Origin of the sequence: Terrimonas alba, assembly GCF_042434975.1 — a bacterium.
GTDB lineage: Bacteria > Bacteroidota > Bacteroidia > Chitinophagales > Chitinophagaceae > Terrimonas_B > Terrimonas_B alba.
The window spans coordinates 82,946-99,992 of the sequence record NZ_JBHMQM010000008.1 but is presented as its reverse complement, the minus strand read 5'-3'; the positions used below and the strand labels follow the sequence as shown (position 1 = coordinate 99,992).

Annotated in this window: 15 protein-coding genes; 3 read left to right on the top strand and 12 right to left on the bottom strand. The window is 41.2% G+C overall.

Features of this window, described 5'->3' with window-relative positions:
• Window positions 1-191: 191 nt before the first annotated feature.
• The 5 genes from ACFEL9_RS21610 to ACFEL9_RS21590 form a co-directional block, all read right to left on the bottom strand.
• A complete protein-coding gene (locus ACFEL9_RS21610; RefSeq protein WP_385894497.1) occupies window positions 192-1,325 on the bottom strand; it encodes an efflux RND transporter periplasmic adaptor subunit in 1,134 nt (377 codons plus the stop codon).
• A gap of 39 nt (window positions 1,326-1,364) precedes the next feature.
• The gene (locus ACFEL9_RS21605; protein ID WP_385894496.1) at window positions 1,365-2,711 is read right to left on the bottom strand and encodes a TolC family protein; all 1,347 of its coding nucleotides are present in this window, start codon (window positions 2,709-2,711) and stop codon (window positions 1,365-1,367) included.
• 266 nt (window positions 2,712-2,977) lie between these two features.
• A complete protein-coding gene (locus tag ACFEL9_RS21600) occupies window positions 2,978-3,835 on the bottom strand; it encodes a sigma-70 family RNA polymerase sigma factor (RefSeq protein ID WP_038107151.1) in 858 nt (285 codons plus the stop codon).
• Window positions 3,836-4,108: 273 nt separating this feature from the next.
• Complete coding sequence (locus ACFEL9_RS21595; RefSeq protein WP_385894493.1) at window positions 4,109-5,275, bottom strand: prolipoprotein diacylglyceryl transferase; 1,167 nt, start codon at window positions 5,273-5,275, stop codon at window positions 4,109-4,111.
• Between the two features lie 113 nt (window positions 5,276-5,388).
• The gene (locus ACFEL9_RS21590) at window positions 5,389-5,805 is read right to left on the bottom strand and encodes a BrxA/BrxB family bacilliredoxin (protein WP_385894491.1); all 417 of its coding nucleotides are present in this window, start codon (window positions 5,803-5,805) and stop codon (window positions 5,389-5,391) included.
• A gap of 219 nt (window positions 5,806-6,024) precedes the next feature.
• On the opposite strand from ACFEL9_RS21590, the gene ACFEL9_RS21585 reads away from it, so the two are divergent.
• Complete coding sequence (locus ACFEL9_RS21585) at window positions 6,025-6,468, top strand: Hsp20/alpha crystallin family protein (protein WP_276502272.1); 444 nt, start codon at window positions 6,025-6,027, stop codon at window positions 6,466-6,468.
• Window positions 6,469-6,634: 166 nt separating this feature from the next.
• The gene (locus ACFEL9_RS21580; protein WP_385894489.1) at window positions 6,635-7,894 is read left to right on the top strand and encodes a hypothetical protein; all 1,260 of its coding nucleotides are present in this window, start codon (window positions 6,635-6,637) and stop codon (window positions 7,892-7,894) included.
• 13 nt (window positions 7,895-7,907) lie between these two features.
• Here the strand turns inward: ACFEL9_RS21580 and ACFEL9_RS21575 are convergent, their stop codons facing one another.
• Window positions 7,908-8,363 (bottom strand): nuclear transport factor 2 family protein, encoded by a 456-nt coding sequence (locus ACFEL9_RS21575; protein WP_385894488.1) that lies wholly within the window; start codon window positions 8,361-8,363, stop codon window positions 7,908-7,910.
• 182 nt (window positions 8,364-8,545) lie between these two features.
• Here ACFEL9_RS21575 and ACFEL9_RS21570 point away from each other — a divergent pair, with 182 nt between their 5' ends.
• Window positions 8,546-8,890 (top strand): hypothetical protein, encoded by a 345-nt coding sequence (locus ACFEL9_RS21570; RefSeq protein ID WP_385894486.1) that lies wholly within the window; start codon window positions 8,546-8,548, stop codon window positions 8,888-8,890.
• A gap of 59 nt (window positions 8,891-8,949) precedes the next feature.
• Here ACFEL9_RS21570 and ACFEL9_RS21565 read toward each other — a convergent pair whose 3' ends face one another.
• The 6 genes from ACFEL9_RS21565 to thrS all read right to left on the bottom strand — a co-directional run bounded on the left by ACFEL9_RS21565 (window position 8,950) and on the right by thrS (window position 16,868).
• Window positions 8,950-10,350 (bottom strand): type III PLP-dependent enzyme domain-containing protein, encoded by a 1,401-nt coding sequence (locus tag ACFEL9_RS21565; protein WP_385894484.1) that lies wholly within the window; start codon window positions 10,348-10,350, stop codon window positions 8,950-8,952.
• A 203-nt stretch (window positions 10,351-10,553) separates the two neighbouring features.
• Window positions 10,554-10,898: a 50S ribosomal protein L20 gene (gene rplT, locus ACFEL9_RS21560; RefSeq protein ID WP_276502277.1), complete on the bottom strand. Its 345-nt coding sequence runs from the start codon at window positions 10,896-10,898 to the stop codon at window positions 10,554-10,556.
• Between the two features lie 110 nt (window positions 10,899-11,008).
• Entirely contained in the window at window positions 11,009-11,206 is a 198-nt protein-coding gene (gene rpmI, locus ACFEL9_RS21555; RefSeq protein ID WP_276502278.1) for a 50S ribosomal protein L35, read from the bottom strand.
• Between the two features lie 225 nt (window positions 11,207-11,431).
• Window positions 11,432-13,960 carry a zinc-dependent metalloprotease gene (locus tag ACFEL9_RS21550; protein WP_385894481.1) on the bottom strand — a complete coding sequence of 843 codons (2,529 nt, stop codon included), beginning with the start codon at window positions 13,958-13,960 and terminating at the stop codon, window positions 11,432-11,434.
• 194 nt (window positions 13,961-14,154) lie between these two features.
• Window positions 14,155-14,832 carry a translation initiation factor IF-3 gene (infC, locus tag ACFEL9_RS21545; RefSeq protein WP_385894479.1) on the bottom strand — a complete coding sequence of 226 codons (678 nt, stop codon included), beginning with the start codon at window positions 14,830-14,832 and terminating at the stop codon, window positions 14,155-14,157.
• 101 nt (window positions 14,833-14,933) lie between these two features.
• Window positions 14,934-16,868: a threonine--tRNA ligase gene (gene thrS / locus ACFEL9_RS21540; RefSeq protein ID WP_385894478.1), complete on the bottom strand. Its 1,935-nt coding sequence runs from the start codon at window positions 16,866-16,868 to the stop codon at window positions 14,934-14,936.
• Window positions 16,869-17,047 lie beyond the last annotated feature (179 nt).

Sequence of the window (17,047 nt, the reverse complement as noted above, 5' to 3'; positions counted from 1 at the left end):
AATTAACTTCACTCAATCAACACTTATAATGATAATTAGTTTTTTGTTAACCAGTCCCGATAACTATCGGGATACTACCATCATCTTCGTTGCGCCTGCCCCGACGAGGAGCAAAGCGACGGAACTCGGGGTCGCACATTGCATCATTCTGTTCGCTACTGAGCAAAGTCGAAGCATCAGTATTTTTGATTTTACTTTTTTGCTGCCCCGGGTTGTTGTGGCGGCGCCGTGGTGATTACTGCTCCTTCTCTTAAATTCTGCACTCCTTCCGTTACAATTTTCTCTCCTTCCGATAAGCCGTCTTTTATAATTACATTGGCAGCTATCTGTTTTCCCAATACCACTTTTCTTTGCGATACTTTGCTGCTATCACCTACTACGTAAACAAAATATTCGCCCAACTGCTCTGTCACTGCTTTATAAGGAATAGTTACAGATTTTTGTGAAGCGTTATTTAACACTCTTACCGTAGTGCTCATGCCAGCCTTTAATAAGTTTTTATCATTTGGAAATGACAACCTTGTTTTGATAGTTCCGGTTTGTGGATCGACGGCACGGTCTATCAATGTAATTTTTCCATAGTAAGGATATACATCGCTGCCAAAGGCAATGGAAAAAGTGGAGTCGCCATTTTTTTGTGATTGCTGCAATTGGCTAAAACGATAAACTTCTTTCTGATCAACTGTAAAATCTACTGCGATGGGATTATCTGTAGAAATTGTATTTAATACGGTTTGCCCTGCTACAACTGAAGTGCCTGATCTAACCTGTGAAATCCCGATAGTGCCGGTAAAAGGTGCTGTAATTGTCGCAAAATTTACACTGGCTTTTACCGCATTGACATTCGCTTTTGCAGCGGCCACTTGTTTTTTTGCTGCTTCGAGTGCTGCGTCGGCATAGTCTACCTGTTGTTTTGCAATGGCGTCTTTTCTATCCAATTCATGATAACGATCTGCATCTTTCTGCGCTTTCAGCAAATTAGTTTCCTGCACCTGCAGGTTAGCGATTGATTGCTGATAGTTGGCGTTGTACAACTGCTGATCGATTGAATACAATCGCTGTCCTTTCCTTACTTTGGCCCCGTCTTTAAAATAAATACCGGTGACATAACCAGTAACCTGGGCTCTTAGTTCCGTTTGATTCAGTGCCACTACTGTACCGGGATACTCATCATAATAGGCCGCATTGCTTGTTTCTACTCCCTCTACAGTCACAGGGACAGGCGGTGGTGGTCCCTGCTGTTGCTGTTGTTTGGCACCGCAGGAATATAAAAACAACATGACTACTGCTATCGCAACATTCGCTTTAATTGATTGGACTTGCATGGTCTTTAAACTTTGAGCTGAAACCCTCTTTTTTGAAAATTAAAATTTTATTTCCCCCAAACTTCTTTGTACATCGATCTTGCTGCTCAATACCTGGTATAATGCATTAAAATAATTGATCTGTGATGTACGCAGATCCGTCTCTGCTGTTATCACTTCCAGGTAAGTTTTTATACCAGAGCGATATTGAAGGTTGATTACCTCGTATACATCCAGTGCGAGCAGCACATTTTCTTTCACCGCTAAATAATTATACAGGCTCGATTTATAACTGGCTAATGCAGATGTGTATTCCGTATTCACTGAATTTTTTAAATTCACTAAATCCAGGCTGGTCCTGGCTAATTGAACTTCGGCCAATTTGATCTCGTACTTCCTTTTTCCCCCTTGAAAAATTGGGAAGCCTAATGTTATCCCTGCAAAAGAATTTGGAAAAGACTGGCTGTATAGTTTACCAAAATTATTATTCAGGTAATTAAGGTTATATCCACCATTAGCGGATACTGTCGGAATAAAACTCCATTTATTGTATTTCACATTGGCTTCCTGCAGTTTCAACTGTGTTTGCAAAATCTGGTATTCAATACGCCGGGAATAATCGATTGACTGCAGGGTATCAAGCGCAATTTCATTTTCCAGCATAGCACTATCATAAAGAATATTCAGATTAGCTGCTTCAGGATAGTTGATTAGCGATTTCAGGTAATCCGTTTTCGCTTTTAAAGCTTCCCCGTTACTCTTGCGGCTTGCCCTGGCATTATTTAAAGCAATCGTAGCTCTTTTGTAATCCGTTTTGTCAACAACCCCTGCATCATAAGCGGCACGGGCATCATTTAAACTACGCTCCAGTCTTACGATGTTCTCATCAATCACTTTTATTTGCTGATCGGTAGCCAGCACATCGTAAAATGCTTTTGACACATTCGCTACTACATTGATCCTCGTATTTTCTGTTTGATGTCTCGCCTGAATACGTACATCATTTTTTGTCCGGCTTGCCAACAGCACATCCCGGTTAAATATGGCTTGTGATGCTTCAAATTGAAGAGCAGAGGTATTATTTACACCTAACCTTACCGGGTTACCGCCAATGACACTGGTTTGAACCTGGAAATTATGTTGATAGACATAATTGAAATTAACCTGCGGGTACCAATCGGCAAGTTTTGATTTGATTTGAAAGTCGATGCTTTTTTCGTCAATTAATGACTGTTGAATAACGGGCTGCCGTTTCAGCGCATACTGAATAATATTTGGCAGGTCTGCTTGTTGTAGCAAGCTATCAGTTGTTGCTTGCGCATGGGTCGATGATGCAAAAAAGGTTGATGCCAATAAAAAAATAGAGCCAGGGAAAAACTTTTTCCTAACGGATGGATTGTTCAACATAAAGAATTTGACTTTGTATTCTACGGCAGGAATCACATGAATGGATCCCGAAAGATATGAACAACAAGGGTGGCTGAAAATTGTTCAATATTTAACGGGATTTCAAAATTAAAGGTAACACAAGTAAAAAATTTGTTAGCCCTTTTAAATATGACTTTGTTGGCTGAAGGGTGCCAAATAAAAACAGCCCCGTTCAATGACCGGAGCTGCTTTTGTAAATAAACCCACCAATTTTCTCCCGGTGCAACCCAGGAGACGTTGCTATGTTAACCCAGGTAGGCTTTTAATGCACTACTATAACGGGCTTTTTGTAAACGTTTAATTGCTCTTTCCTTGATCTGGCGAATACGTTCTTTGGTAAGATCATACTTCTGACCTATTTGCTCGATCGTAACACCTTGTTCGCCATCCAAACCGAAATAAGCATTCACTATCTCCGCCTCACGGGGACTCAATGATTTTAAAACTCTGCGGATTTCATTTCTCAATGAGTCTTTCATCACGTCATCGTCAGTATCGTCACCACCTTCCAACAGATCACCCATTGCCACATCTTCTGCCTCATGCACGGGCGCATCTAATGAGGTGTGACGAGTGTTACTTTGAAAGATATTGTTGATTTCTGTCTCACTCATTTCAAGTAATTCCGCCAACTCTTCTGTGCTAGGCTCCCGCTCGTGTTCCTGCTCGAAAGCCATATACGCTTTATTAGCTTTATTATAAGTACCGATCTTATTTTGTGGTAAGCGAACCAATCTTCCCTGTTCAGCCAAAGCCTGCAAGATGGACTGACGAATCCACCATACGGCATAAGAGATGAATTTAAATCCTTTTGTTTCGTCGAAACGCTGCGCTGCTTTAATCAAACCAAGATTTCCTTCATTGATAAGGTCACTTAATGACAAACCCTGGTGTTGGTATTGTTTTGCAACTGACACCACGAAACGAAGGTTTGCCTGCACTAATTTGTCCAATGCTTTTTGATCACCCATCTTGATACGCTGGGCCAATGTTGTTTCTTCTTCTGGTGTGATCATCGATATTTTCGAAATCTCCTGAAGGTATTTTTCTACCGCCTGTGAGTCCCTGTTGGTAATCTGGGTAGCAATTTTGAGTTGCCTCATAGTAATTTAAGCTGTTTAATTATTAAACAAATAAGTGCTAATCCTGGTTTAAAGAATATTGCGAAGGGCAGAATAAGGAGACCGTCCGGGTCTACGGGCAAAGGTACACTGCAATGACCGAAAATCATAATAGTTGTGAACAATTAACTGGGAGTCAACCCGAGACAAACGTTTTCCCAAAAAGATTGATTCGATGAAATCATTTATGGGCGGGACTTTCGTCGGATTTGCTAAAGAACAAATAAATTAGAAAAGATGACAGGCCTCAAGGGCTTATAATGTGGATTTCGTAGCCTCCTTCCTCTTTTTTAAAACAATCCATAAAACGAGTCCGGAAATAAAGAGTAAAGAGGAAATCACCTCAGCCTGGGTTGGTTGGAAGCCAAAAATGTTTAGCCTCGTGTTTACTCTTATTTTCTCGACGAAAAACCTTTCCAGTCCATTTAGCATGAGATATAGGGCAAAAAGGGTTCCCGGCGTCTTCAATTTTTTTCTTATGGCCCATAACAAGCCGAAAAGGGCTAAACAAACGACGATCTCGTAGAGCGGAGTGGGATAGACTCCTGCAGGCAACTCATAACAATACTTCGCTTCCGTGCAGCCGGCCATTTTCACCCCGGCTTCATTCACGTTGTGAGGGTAGGTATAAGCCCACATCCAGTCTGGTAACCACGAAAAGGGCTTTGGGCTTGTATTTACGATTCCCCAGTCACCATCACCGGCAACCTGGCAACCCACCCTGCCTACTCCATAAGCGAGCATCAAAGCCGGAGCGGCAGCATCGTTGAGATGCCAAAAGCCGATATTATGTTTTTTAGCATAAATCCAGATAGCAATGGCGGCACAGATCAGTCCCCCGTAGAAAGTAAGCCCGGATGGAGAAAGCAGGTACGAAGAAGGATGTTCCAAAAAATCACCCCAATTTTCAAAAATATCAAACAGCTTAGCGCCAATTAGTCCAAACACCAGGGCCAGGATGGTCATTTCTCCCACTCTGTCCTGTGGCCAGATTCTAACGGCCCTTTTCTCTGGTTTCGGCAATTTTTGTTTATTCTTCTCATACCATTTCAACCCTGCGAAAAGCAAACCCACGATTATACCGGCGGGCCAGCTCCCTATTCCTGAAAAAATAAAGGCCTGTGGATCCTCTGTAGCAGAACTATCCATGATGAATAGAGCGATAATCTTAAAGCCCAATAAAAAGCCCAACAGGAAGTTTAATATTAATTCAGCGGCAGTTGCGGGCCGACCGACCATTACTTGCATTTCGGTGGGGTGCAAGAGGCCTTCGCTGCTCTTTCTCTTCAACTCGGCGGCCAATACGATTGCGGCAAGGATAAATGATATAGCTACGAAAAATCCGAAAGAATTCACAAAACGAAGAAAAGACCACTCTACGCCAAAAAGGTCTTTAAAAGCGAAATATAGATTAGGATACATTTGCCGGTGATTGTTTTTTGAGCAGGCGAATATACAATGGAAAAATCGGTCGTCCTGAAATAATAATAGCTTCCTTAATTGGGAAGCTATTCTGGATGAATATAATAAAGGGCTTAATTACAGTATTCTGTAAATGCTCCTATCAGGTTGTTTGCTATAACCTGTGCCGATCTTCCTTCGATTTGATGTCTTTCGATAAAGTGAACTAACTGACCGTTTTTGAACAAAGCGATGGCTGGAGATGAGGGTGGATAAGGCGCAAGATGTTGGCGCAAAGCCTTCACTGCTTCAATATCATAACCCGCAAAGCTGGTGGTCATATAGTCGGGCTTTTCCTTCGCATTTGCAACAGCCATCAATACACCCGGACGGGCGGTTCCTGCAGAACAACCACAAACAGAATTGATCATAACAAGAGTTGTCCCTTCTTTGGACAGCTGAGCTTCTACATCAGCAGGCGTCAATAATTCGGAAAAGCCATTATCAGTTAGCTCTTCCTTCATTGGAATTACTATTTCTTCTGGATACATATTTTATGAGTCTTTTTTAAAGAACGCAAAAGTAGACAAAAAGTTTATCTTCCGCTGAATAATGAAATTATGTCAGTTCAAAAATTAAAAATATGCAATAATGGCATTTGATCAAATTTGAAAGCTGATCAGGTGGCATAAAAAAATTGTAAAAAGCCAGTGGTACAGCGTTTGAAACTCACTTCCTGTAAATTTTTAAAACAAAAAACATAAATAGCTATGACACTCGTAAAATTTAACCGCAAACCATTTGAAGGAACCTTTAACAGTTTAATAGACGACCTTTTTACAGAGTTCCCCGTCTTTTCAAAAAACGAAGCTTATCCTAAATGGACTGGTTCGGTACCGGCAAACATTAAGGAAAACGAAAAAAGCTATAGCATTGAAATAGTTGCTCCTGGTTTTGAAAAAACAGATTTTAAGGTAAGCCTTGATCAACAGTTGCTTACTATTTCGGCTGAGAAGAAAGATGAAGTGAAAGAAGAAAACGAAAAGAATATTCGCCGTGAATATAGCTATCGTTCGTTCAAAAGATCTTTTACATTGGATGACAAAACTGATGGCACCAACATCGATGCAAAATATGTTAATGGTGTTTTGACATTAAACCTTCCGAAAAAAGAAGTAGTCAAACCAGCAGTAAAAGAAATAACTATTCAATAAGTCCTTTAATAAATTAAAATTTTCTCATAAGCAGTTGGTTTTGGTTTACACCCCGTCGTTTCTACGATGGGGTTTCTTATTTGCACATCACTATCCCGCAGCCATATTTACAACCAAAAGATTTAGATTTGCGTCTTTTAGTACATTATCTATCAAATTTTTAAGGATGAGGAAACTAAGGTTCTGCTTTTTTCTTGTTACCCTATTATCCGTACAGGCCTTTAGCCAGGTACCTGACACTATACCAACCATTACTTCACCCGCTATTGTAGATACACCGCTCCGAATTACAAATCTTAACCCCTACTTTACGGTGCAGGTAGATTCCACCTTATCGTACCAACTAATTATAAATAAGGATGAGGATAAATATTATTGGTACTTGCGTAACTCACCAGCAGGCATGAAAATAAGTAAGGATGGCTTGCTTAGTTTTAAAGCAGAAAAATCTTTTTTTCTTTCAGGTAAATTAAAATACGATACGGAATATTCCATTAAGCTGGGAGTTCAGAATTTGTCCAACCCTGCTGATAAAATTGATACCAGTGTTACATTGGTATTTTATAATACCGAAGTGGTGCAACCTAAAGTAAAGTTTACAGTATCCAATAATCTAACCGTTGAAGAAGGCAGACCCGTTGAATTTGGAGTAGTCTGCGAAGCCGGTAATTTCGCAATTGAAGATATTTTGTTTAGCAGCAGCATCCCGATCAGCGGATATAAACTTGTCAAGCATTGCGATGATCAGTTTTCATGGACGCCACCGTTTGATTTTGTTTCCGATACAGACACTGGTAAACAGAAAACTGTTCTGCTCAATTTTGTGGGTACTACCCGTTTTAAAGTCAGGGACACGGCGGTCATAAAAATAACGGTAAAAGATGCTTTGAATTACCCCTTTGCAGTGCAGGAGCATGCAGCGGTGTCAAATAATGTACGGTTTTACGTTATGCAGTTGCAGTATGTTTTTTTTCAGCTTGACAAAAAAGTAAGAAAGACCAAAGGCGCCCGCACAGGATTTGATCTTACCGCAGCCAGCTCTGCCTTAACGGGAACTATTTTGAATACATCATCCAGCAAATCGTCGCAAAATACCGGTAAAGTGTTACCCAGTGTTGGCGTGGCATTGACACCCATTAAAGAAGCGACTGCACCGAATAAATCAGTTGAACAAAACCAGGCGACGGTAATTCGTGCAGCCATCAAACGCCTGCAGTACATGGTGACTGATAATATGCTCATTGGAGAAAGAGATCCTGATATCAGTAAGAAAACTGCCAAGCTCCGTGAAGAATTAAGACAAGTACAAATACAATTGGTAGACGTGCCGTTGGAAATGGTACCACCGGATATGACCGAAAAGGAACTGAATGATTACTTCAATAGTTCCAGAGTGAATAAGAAGTACCGGTTCAAGAAAAAATAATCAACTACGAAAATCAGGGCTGGCATCCAGCCCTTCTTCTTGTATCAATAAGGTACTGTATTTTCCATACTCCCTCATATCGCACCAATTGAAAAGAGTTGACGCCGCAGTGGCTAAATGAGCCATTGTAGAAAAAGTTGTAAGGCGTCCAAACAATTGCTAAAGGCCCGTCTATTTTTATTGTTTCAAAACTGATCCGTTCATCAGCCGAATCTTTCTTTAGTTTACTGACAAAACTGGCAACTTCGCCGACATTATCTGTCTTCACCAGCAGTTTACCTTCTTTATTGCGGGTGATTGTTTGCAGGATCGCACTATCTGAAAAAACATCTTTAAAGGCAGTGCCATTCCCATTTTTCATTGCCGCAAATAATGTATTAATGGTCGTCTTTATTGAATCTTCAGCAGTTTGTGCTTGCGTTTTATCAATAAAAAATCCAAAGGTTAACAATAGTAAAAAACGTTTCATCTGTATACTTTTTATTTTTTAATTGCCAGATGTAATCTTTCCTGCCGGCAGAGAGGTTCGCCATAAAATTTTCATCGCTCACCTGTTAAAGTAGCTCGAAAATTTTATGGCTCATTTCATATTAACAATACTTAAGCTTTTGTTTTAAAATCGATGACGTCTCTAAACTAAAATAATTCGTTATGAAAAAACTGAGAATTGTACAAGCGGTTTTATTAGTGGCAGCAGTGGCCTTACTGGCAAGCTGCAGCTCAGGCCGCAGAAACTCCTATGGAGAACCTTATCCACCCCGGCAGGCAAACTTTTCTTTGATCATTAGTTCTTCCCCCGGCATGGTCATCCACCGCTATCATGACGGAAGATATTATTACCGTAACCCCTATGGCTATACATACTGGCGGGGATACGATAACCGGTATTATCTTGACAGATCATATATCCGAAGAGTTCATTATGACAGGCGACAATATGACGCCTGGAAACATGGATCAAAAAGATATTACAGGAGAGGCCATTACCGTCGGTAGAAAATAAAAAAGCCCAATGCAATCGTTGCAAAGGGCTTTTTTAATCATTCTTGCAAATACTATTTCATATATCCCAATATCTTCAGCATACTTTGAGCCGTCTGCTGCTTGGCATATACCCAGTCAACTAACTTTCCATTTTTATCATAGTCCACAAGCACATGCTTTGGAGAAGGTATCAGGCAATGTTTGATACCACCATAGCCACTTATTTGATCCTGGTAAGCTCCCGTATGAAAAAAACCAACATACAAAGGTTCGCCATTATTTATCTTGGGTAGAAACACTTCATTGATGTGTTCTTCTGAATCATAATAATCATGACTATCGCAGGTAATACCGCCTAATACGACCCGCTGGTAATCCTGGTCCCATTTATTGACAGGCAGCATCAGGAATTTTTCACCGATCCCCCAGGTATCAGGAAGCGTGGTGATAAATGAAGAGTCGATCATGTACCAGGTCTCTCTATCATTTTGAACCTTTTCGCCAATCACACTGTATATATGCGCCATGCTCTCCCCTACTGTATAACTTCCAAATTCAGTAAAGATATTCGGCATCGGCACCTTTGCTTTTTTGCAGGCAACTTTAATGTTGCGAACAATTTCATTGATCATGAACTGGTAGTCATATTCAAAGCCTAATGAGTGCTTGATCGGAAACCCACCGCCGATGTTAATGGAATCCAGCTCGGGGCATATCTTCTTCAACTGGCAGTAGAGGTTGATGATCTTATTTAGTTCACTCCAATAATAGATATCGTCTTTGATACCTTTATTCAAAAAAATATGAAGCATTTTCAATTGAAATTTGCTTTCATACCCTTCTATCCTGTCTACATAAAACTCCAGAATATCTTTAGCCCGGATGCCTAACCGTGAAGTATAAAAAGGAAAACTTGGCTCTTCTTCGGCAGCTACCCTGATTCCTAATTTAAAGGGGGCTTTTACCGTCTTCGCATACTCTTTCAATTCTTCTTTATTATCAAGGACCGGGATCACATTGGTAAAGCCGCTGTTGATAAGGTTTGCAATCCGTCGTGTATATTCCTTTTGCTTGTAACCATTGCAGACGATATGAATATCTTTCGTGATTTTCTTTTTTTCGTAGAGCTTTTTTATGATCTCAATATCGTAGGCATACGAAGTTTCCAGGTGGATATCATTCTTTAACGCCTGCTCCACCACAAAAGAAAAATGCGAACTCTTGGTACAGTAACAATAAAAATACTTGCCCTCGTATTTATGTTTTTTAAAGGCGTTGGCAAACATAGTTTTCGCCTTTTGTATCTGCATACTGATCTTGGGTAGAAAGCTCAGCTTAAGCGGTGTTCCATACTTATCGATCAGTGCTTTTATATCCACACCATTGTACTGTAGATATTCATTCTTCACCTCAAAGCCTTCCTGCGGAAAATTAAATGTCTGTTGTACGAGGTCCTGGTAAGAGTTTGTCATTTAGAACTTAATGGGAGTTGTTGATCACCGAATTTTTTTAACGGGACAAAAGTAGAATTTTGGAGAAATTTCAAACTAAAATTATTTAGCCTGCTCAATCTATTATTCCGCCTGTTAAAAAGGCTTGTTTATTCAATCTCAGAAATGAAAAACCGTCCCGCCTAAACAGGCGGAACGGTCGAATTTTATTAATCACTTAACGCTTATTTAACCTGGTCAACCAGGCTTTTGAAAGTTTCAGGATTATTCATGGCCAGGTCAGCTAATACCTTACGGTCAAGAGTGATGCCCTTTTTGTTCAGCTTATTGATGAACTCAGAATAGGTCAGGCCTTCAGCACGAACTGCCGCATTGATACGGGCAATCCACAGGCTACGGTATTCTCTTTTCTTTAGTTTACGACCTACAAACATGTAAGTCATACCTTTTTCTACTACGTTCTTGGCAACGGTTAATACATTTTTACGTTTGCCATAGAAACCTTTGGCTTGTTTTAATATTTTTTTGCGGCGAGCTTTTGAAGCTACTGCATTTTTTGAACGAGGCATATTTTTAAGTTTGAGGTCAGAAGTACCAGGTACGAACTGACAGAGTTATCAAAAGTGTTTTAAAAAATATTGAAGGGAAATTGAAGGTCAGACATCTGACTTCAGATTTCTTACTTCAATCGCAAAAGACGTTTTACAAAATCAACGTGAGTTTTGGATACTGTTCCATCCATTCTCAGGCTGCGTTTACGTTTTTTGGATTTCTTTGTCAGGATGTGACGCTTAAAACTCTTTTGGTGCATGATCTTTCCGGTTGCCGTTACTTTGAAGCGTTTTTTGGCACTGGAATTTGTTTTTACTTTAGGCATTTTACCCAGTATTAATAATTATACCCTTGAGGCGTTCCCCACCGGGGGATCCTTGTCGAACCTCTTCAGGAAATGTCCGCCCTTGCGGGGCAAGGGAAAAGAAGAACTTTATTTTCGGGCTGCAAAGATAATGGCGGAATCAATAGTGGCAAAGGCTTCCTGAAAATAAAATGAGGCCCGATAAAAAGCCTCCATTTTACTTGATTCTTTTCAAAATCTCTTGTACTATGGCTTAGGATTCAGGGAGTTGTCAATTCTCGTTACGATATCCTGTAAATGATAGCGGCTCATCGGATCGTTAATTCCACCTATTGACGCTTTGATTTCGCTTCTCAGTGCTGTAAGATGGGCTCTTACTACACTTATTATATCCGACTTTTCCGTGTTGGTAGTAGAGCCGGCTCCAAGGACCATGATCACGATGCCCTGGCCACTGCCACTTTTTGGCGGATTTAGTAAATCACTCAAAATACCGATATAGGACTTTTGCAGGTTTCGGCGATAGACATCAATTTTTGAACGAGACGGCAACTCGGTCCAAATACCTTTTTTAAGATCGCTGAACAGATCGGTGATGGTGTATGCGGCGGAACCCTGCCCTGCTTCCGCATCAATCAGTTTGGAAAGACCGCGGGTAGCTAACAAGCGATTTAAAACATTATCCTGTAAATTTCCGACGGTGCTTATTGCATTGATACCTGTTTTGTCAAAAATATCTTTATTGATCAGCCATGAAGGTGTTGCAAATAGCTGCTTATTTAAAAAATCGACTGCTTCCCGCTGCTTTCCTTTTGAAACCACCTCGTATACTGGCCCTTTTTCTTCCACCATTTTGGGAGTTTCCATAATGCCACCGACATATTTGGCAACATGACTTATGTACATTGAAAACTGGCTAGTTACCTGGTTGTACATACTCCTGAGATTGCTGTAATCTTTATTGGGCATTTTTGTCCAATCTTCCAGGTTAGGAACAATACGTTGCAGGTTTTTGATACCATACATTGCTCCCTTCATACCGTCATCTCCTACCTGCTCTCTTTGCGACCGCGGATCATCCGGGTTTGTTTCTGTGCCAAACCATAAACGATTATCCTTTAATTTTTCCATGACCCATTTATTCAGATAAGTTTTTTCGGCCTCTGAATCTTTAAACTGGGGAAATAGTTTATAGCCCCACTCAATAGCCCAATTATCGTAATCGCCGATGCGGGGGAAAAGACCTGCACGACTTATTTTATCTTCTGGTTGCGCTACGTAGTTGAACCTGGCATAGTCCATAATGGAAGGTGTGTGACCATGCTTTTCAACCCATGCTTTATCCCGAAGTTTTTCAACCGGAACCGATGAACTGGAACCGTAGTTGTGACGAAGTCCTAATGTGTGGCCTACTTCGTGGGAGGAAACAAAGCGGATGAGCTGCCCCATCAACTCATTATCATAAATCATTTTTCTTGCCGCGGTATCCATTGGGGCGCATTGAACAAAATACCAATGGTGGATCAACTCCATCACGTTATGATACCAATTGATATGGCTTTCCATGATCTCCCCACTCCGTGGATCACTAACGCTCGGGCCGCTGGCGTTAGCCACATCAGATGGTTTGTAAACAATAGCTGAATAACGGGCATCCTCGAGGCTCCATTCAGGATCCTCTTCTTTTGAGGGAGCCGTTTTTCCAATAATGGCATTTTTAAACCCGGCTTTTTCGAATGAAGCCTGCCAATCATTTATGCCTTGTATCAGGTATGGAACCCAAACTTTCGGTGTGGCCGGGTCAATATAAAATACGATCGGCTTTTTAGGTTCTACCAATTCACCTCTTTTGTATTTTTCAATGTCTTCATCTTTTGGTTCAAGCCTCCATCTCTTTATTAAACGGGCCGTCTCCACACCCTGAGGGTTTGCATCAAAATCAGTATAGCCGACGGCAAAATAACCAACCCTTGGATCAAAATATCTTGGCTGCATTGGCAGTTTCGGTAACAATACGAATGAACTATTCATTTCAATTGTCAGGTTGCCTCCTGGTGCACCTCCGCCTATCCCTGAAGTAGGTCCGGCCATTCTGCTGTAAGTTTTTACTGATGAGAGTTCAATATTTAATGGAAAAGACCTGATACCAACGATATAAGATTTATCAGACTGTTGCGAGCCAATTCGCATAGATGTTTTTAGCTGGCTGTTGAAAAACAACACGTCGTTATCACCATTGACATAATCAGTAACATCAATGACACTTCCCATGGAATCTTTTGAAAATGCTTTAATATCAAATGCTGCAGCTATGGGCTGAACGTTTGATTTGTTTACTGCCGTAAACATGGGTGAAGTAGAATCCTTTGAATACTCAGCAAAAGAAACATTGCGGAGAAATATCTTATTATTTGGCCCCTTCTCAAAGCGAATAACGTTTTGCCCGATCTGATCTCCCGCATAGCCAAAAAAACCATTGCGCATTCCTGCAGCTGCTTTTGCGATACGATTTACTATCAGTATGTCCCGTCCCAACAGGGTGTCGCCAATTTCAAAAAAGAATTTATCATCTAATTTATGAACACTGAATAAACCCTCATCTGTTACCGCTTTTGCGGTAATTACATCTTTATAAGCTTTCGGCCCTGATGATGGCTGACGGGGGCCTCCGCCTAATGGCGATTTGGTCGTATCAGTTCGTGGCTGTGCGATGGCAAGGGCACAGGTTGTTACTGCAATAAAACTTACAGCCAGGCGGGAAAAAAATGGGTGCATGCAGAGATATTATTTTTTAATTAAATAAACCGGTGTAAGATAAGCAAAGGTTGAATCTGGATATTTTGCCATTGCCGATTTTGTATCAACGGCAGGCAACTCATATAAGCCTCAACAAATTATTGAGTTACCTCTACGAATCTTAACCAAAGTAAAAACCCCGCCTAAGCGGGGTTAACATCGTTTAGACGCTATTATTTGCCGGGACTTGCATCCGGCTTCTCAGTTTTTTCGGCCTTCTTTTTTCCTTTTGGAGCAAACATGGCCAACATTCTTCTTCCTTCCAGTTTGGGCATGCTTTCCAAAACGCCAATCTCGGAAAGACGTTCGGCAAATTTTAGTAATAATAACTGACCCCTGTCCTGGAACTGGATAGCACGGCCCTTGAATTGAACATAAGCTTTCACTTTATTTCCATCCTTCAAAAAACCTTCGGCATGCTTTGCCTTGAAATCAAAGTCGTGATCGTCGGTATTTGGAGTGAACCTGATTTCTTTTACCTCAGAGACTTTGCTTTTAGCTTTCATCTCTTTTTCCTTCTTCTTCTTGTCATAAAGGAATTTATTGTAATCGATAATTTTGCACACAGGCGGATCTACATTTGGCGATATTTCAACAAGATCCAATTGCTGATCCTGTGCCATACGCAACGCTTCCTGGGTTGGATAAATGCCTACTTCTACATTGTCGCCAACAAGACGAACCTGCGGAACCCTGATAAAATGATTGATACGATGTTCGGCTTCTCTACGCGGACCAAATTTGTTCCTGTTGAAACCTCCTTTGTTGAAACCACCACCGCCGGCTGGCCTGTTGAATCCGCCTCCGGGTGGTCTGTTGAACCCGCCTCCGGGTTTTTGTGGTACTGCCATTTACGTTTTTTGAGTGAAACCCCCATCCCCTGAAGGGGGGCTTAAATCTTACTTTATTAATAATACCTCATACAGGATTTGAGGATCTTGAAAATACAATTTTATTCTGCTTTTCTGTCTTTTATTTCTATGGTGATCTCAGATAAAAATTCTTCAATTGTTTTTACACCGAGATCTCCTTTACCCTGCCTTCTGACGGCTACTTTTCCTTCGTTCATTTCCTTTTCACCAATTACCAGCATATAGGGCACTTTCATCAATTCCGTATCGCGGATCTTCTTTCCTATCTTCTCCTGCCGGTCATCCACCTCTGCACGAATATCTGCATTTTTCAGCTTCTGCGTAACAGTTTTGGCGTAATCCAAAAACTTGTCGCTGATGGGCAACACTTTTACCTGCAAAGGTGCCAGCCAGGTTGGAAATTTACCAGCATATTGCTCTAGCAAAAAGCCAATAAAACGTTCATGTGTTCCCAGCGGCGCCCGGTGAATAATCAGGGGTGTTTCAGCTTTGTTATCCTGGCCGGTGTATTGCAGTTTGAAACTCCTGCCTTGTGAAAAATCCACCTGGTTGGTAGCCAGGGTAAACTCCCGGCCTATCGCACTGAAAATCTGAACGTCAATCTTTGGTCCATAAAATGCTGCCTCATCCTGCACTTCCACAAAAGGTATATTGGACTCAGTCAGTACATTCCTGACCATTGTCTCGGTCTCCTTCCAAAGTTCAGGCTCATTTACATATTTCACGCCAAGTTTTTCAGGAGAATGCAAGGATAAGCGCATTACATATTTTTCTATCCCAAATATTTTAAAATACTTCAGGTACATGTCATTCACTGCCCTGAACTCGTCATTGAACTGCTCCTTTGTGCAATAGATATGGGCATCATTCATATGAAGACACCGTACTCTCATTAAACCAAATAACTCGCCGCTTTGTTCATAGCGATATACGGTTCCATATTCGGCAATACGATAAGGAAGATCCCGGTAGCTCTTTGGTTCTGCTGCAAATATCTTGTGATGGTGCGGGCAGTTCATGGATTTGAGATAATATTTCTCTCCTTCCATCTCCATTGGCGGGTACATACTATCAGCATAGTATGGCAAGTGACCGCTCGTCAGGTACATGCTTTCTTTTGCAATATGTGGTGTAACCACTCTTTTATACCCACCTGCGTTTTCTGTTTCCTTCGCCAACTTTTCCAACTCTTCAATTACCACGGTACCATTGGGCATCCACATGATCAGGCCCTGGCCAACATCATCATCCATGGTGTAAATGCCAAGTTCCTTTCCCAGTTTTCGGTGATCCCGCTTTTTGGCTTCTTCCAACAGCGCCAGGTGTTCGTCCAATTCCTTCTGCGAAGGAAATGTAACACCATACACCCTGGTAAGCTGCTTATTCTTCTCATCACCTTTCCAGTAGGCACCGGCAATGCTGGTGAGCTTTATCGCCTTTATCAAACCGGTACTGGGAATATGGGGACCACGACAGAGATCAGTAAAATTTCCCTGCGTGTAAAAGGTTATTTCGCCATCGTTAAGGTTTTGCAACAAATCAAGTTTGTAAGCATCATCTTTTTGTGTGAAATACTGAATAGCCTCGGGTTTGGAAATTTCCTTTCTTACATAAACATTATTTTGCTTCGCCAGTTCATTCATCTTTTTTTCAAGCTTGGCCAAATCCTCCTCCGTCATCTTCTTATCCCCAAGATCCATGTCATAATAAAATCCATTCTCAACCGGTGGACCCACCCAAAATTTTACACCGGGAAACATAGACTCGACTGCCTCGGCCATCAGGTGTGCCGATGAATGCCAAAAAGTGCTCTTACCATCTTTTTCGTTCCAGGTCAGGAGGTTTATTGTCGCATCATCACCAATAGGTCTTGTGGCATCCCAAACCTGGCCATTCACACTTGCTGCCAGCACTTTTCTTGCCAGCCCCTCGGAAATTGATTTTGCAATATCCAATGCAGACACCCCTTTTTCATATTGACGTACTGCACCATCCGGAAATGTAATATTGATCATCTTTTGTTAGTGGTTACCGGTTACCTGTCACCGGCTTTGAACCTGAAATTTTTCATGATTAAAAAACAATGCTACTTTTTAAAAACTAGTATACCAGTAACAGGAAACTGGTAACCTGCTTTTTAGAGTGGGCAAAATTAACAAACTATTGCCGCAGAACAATCAGGGCATACGAACTA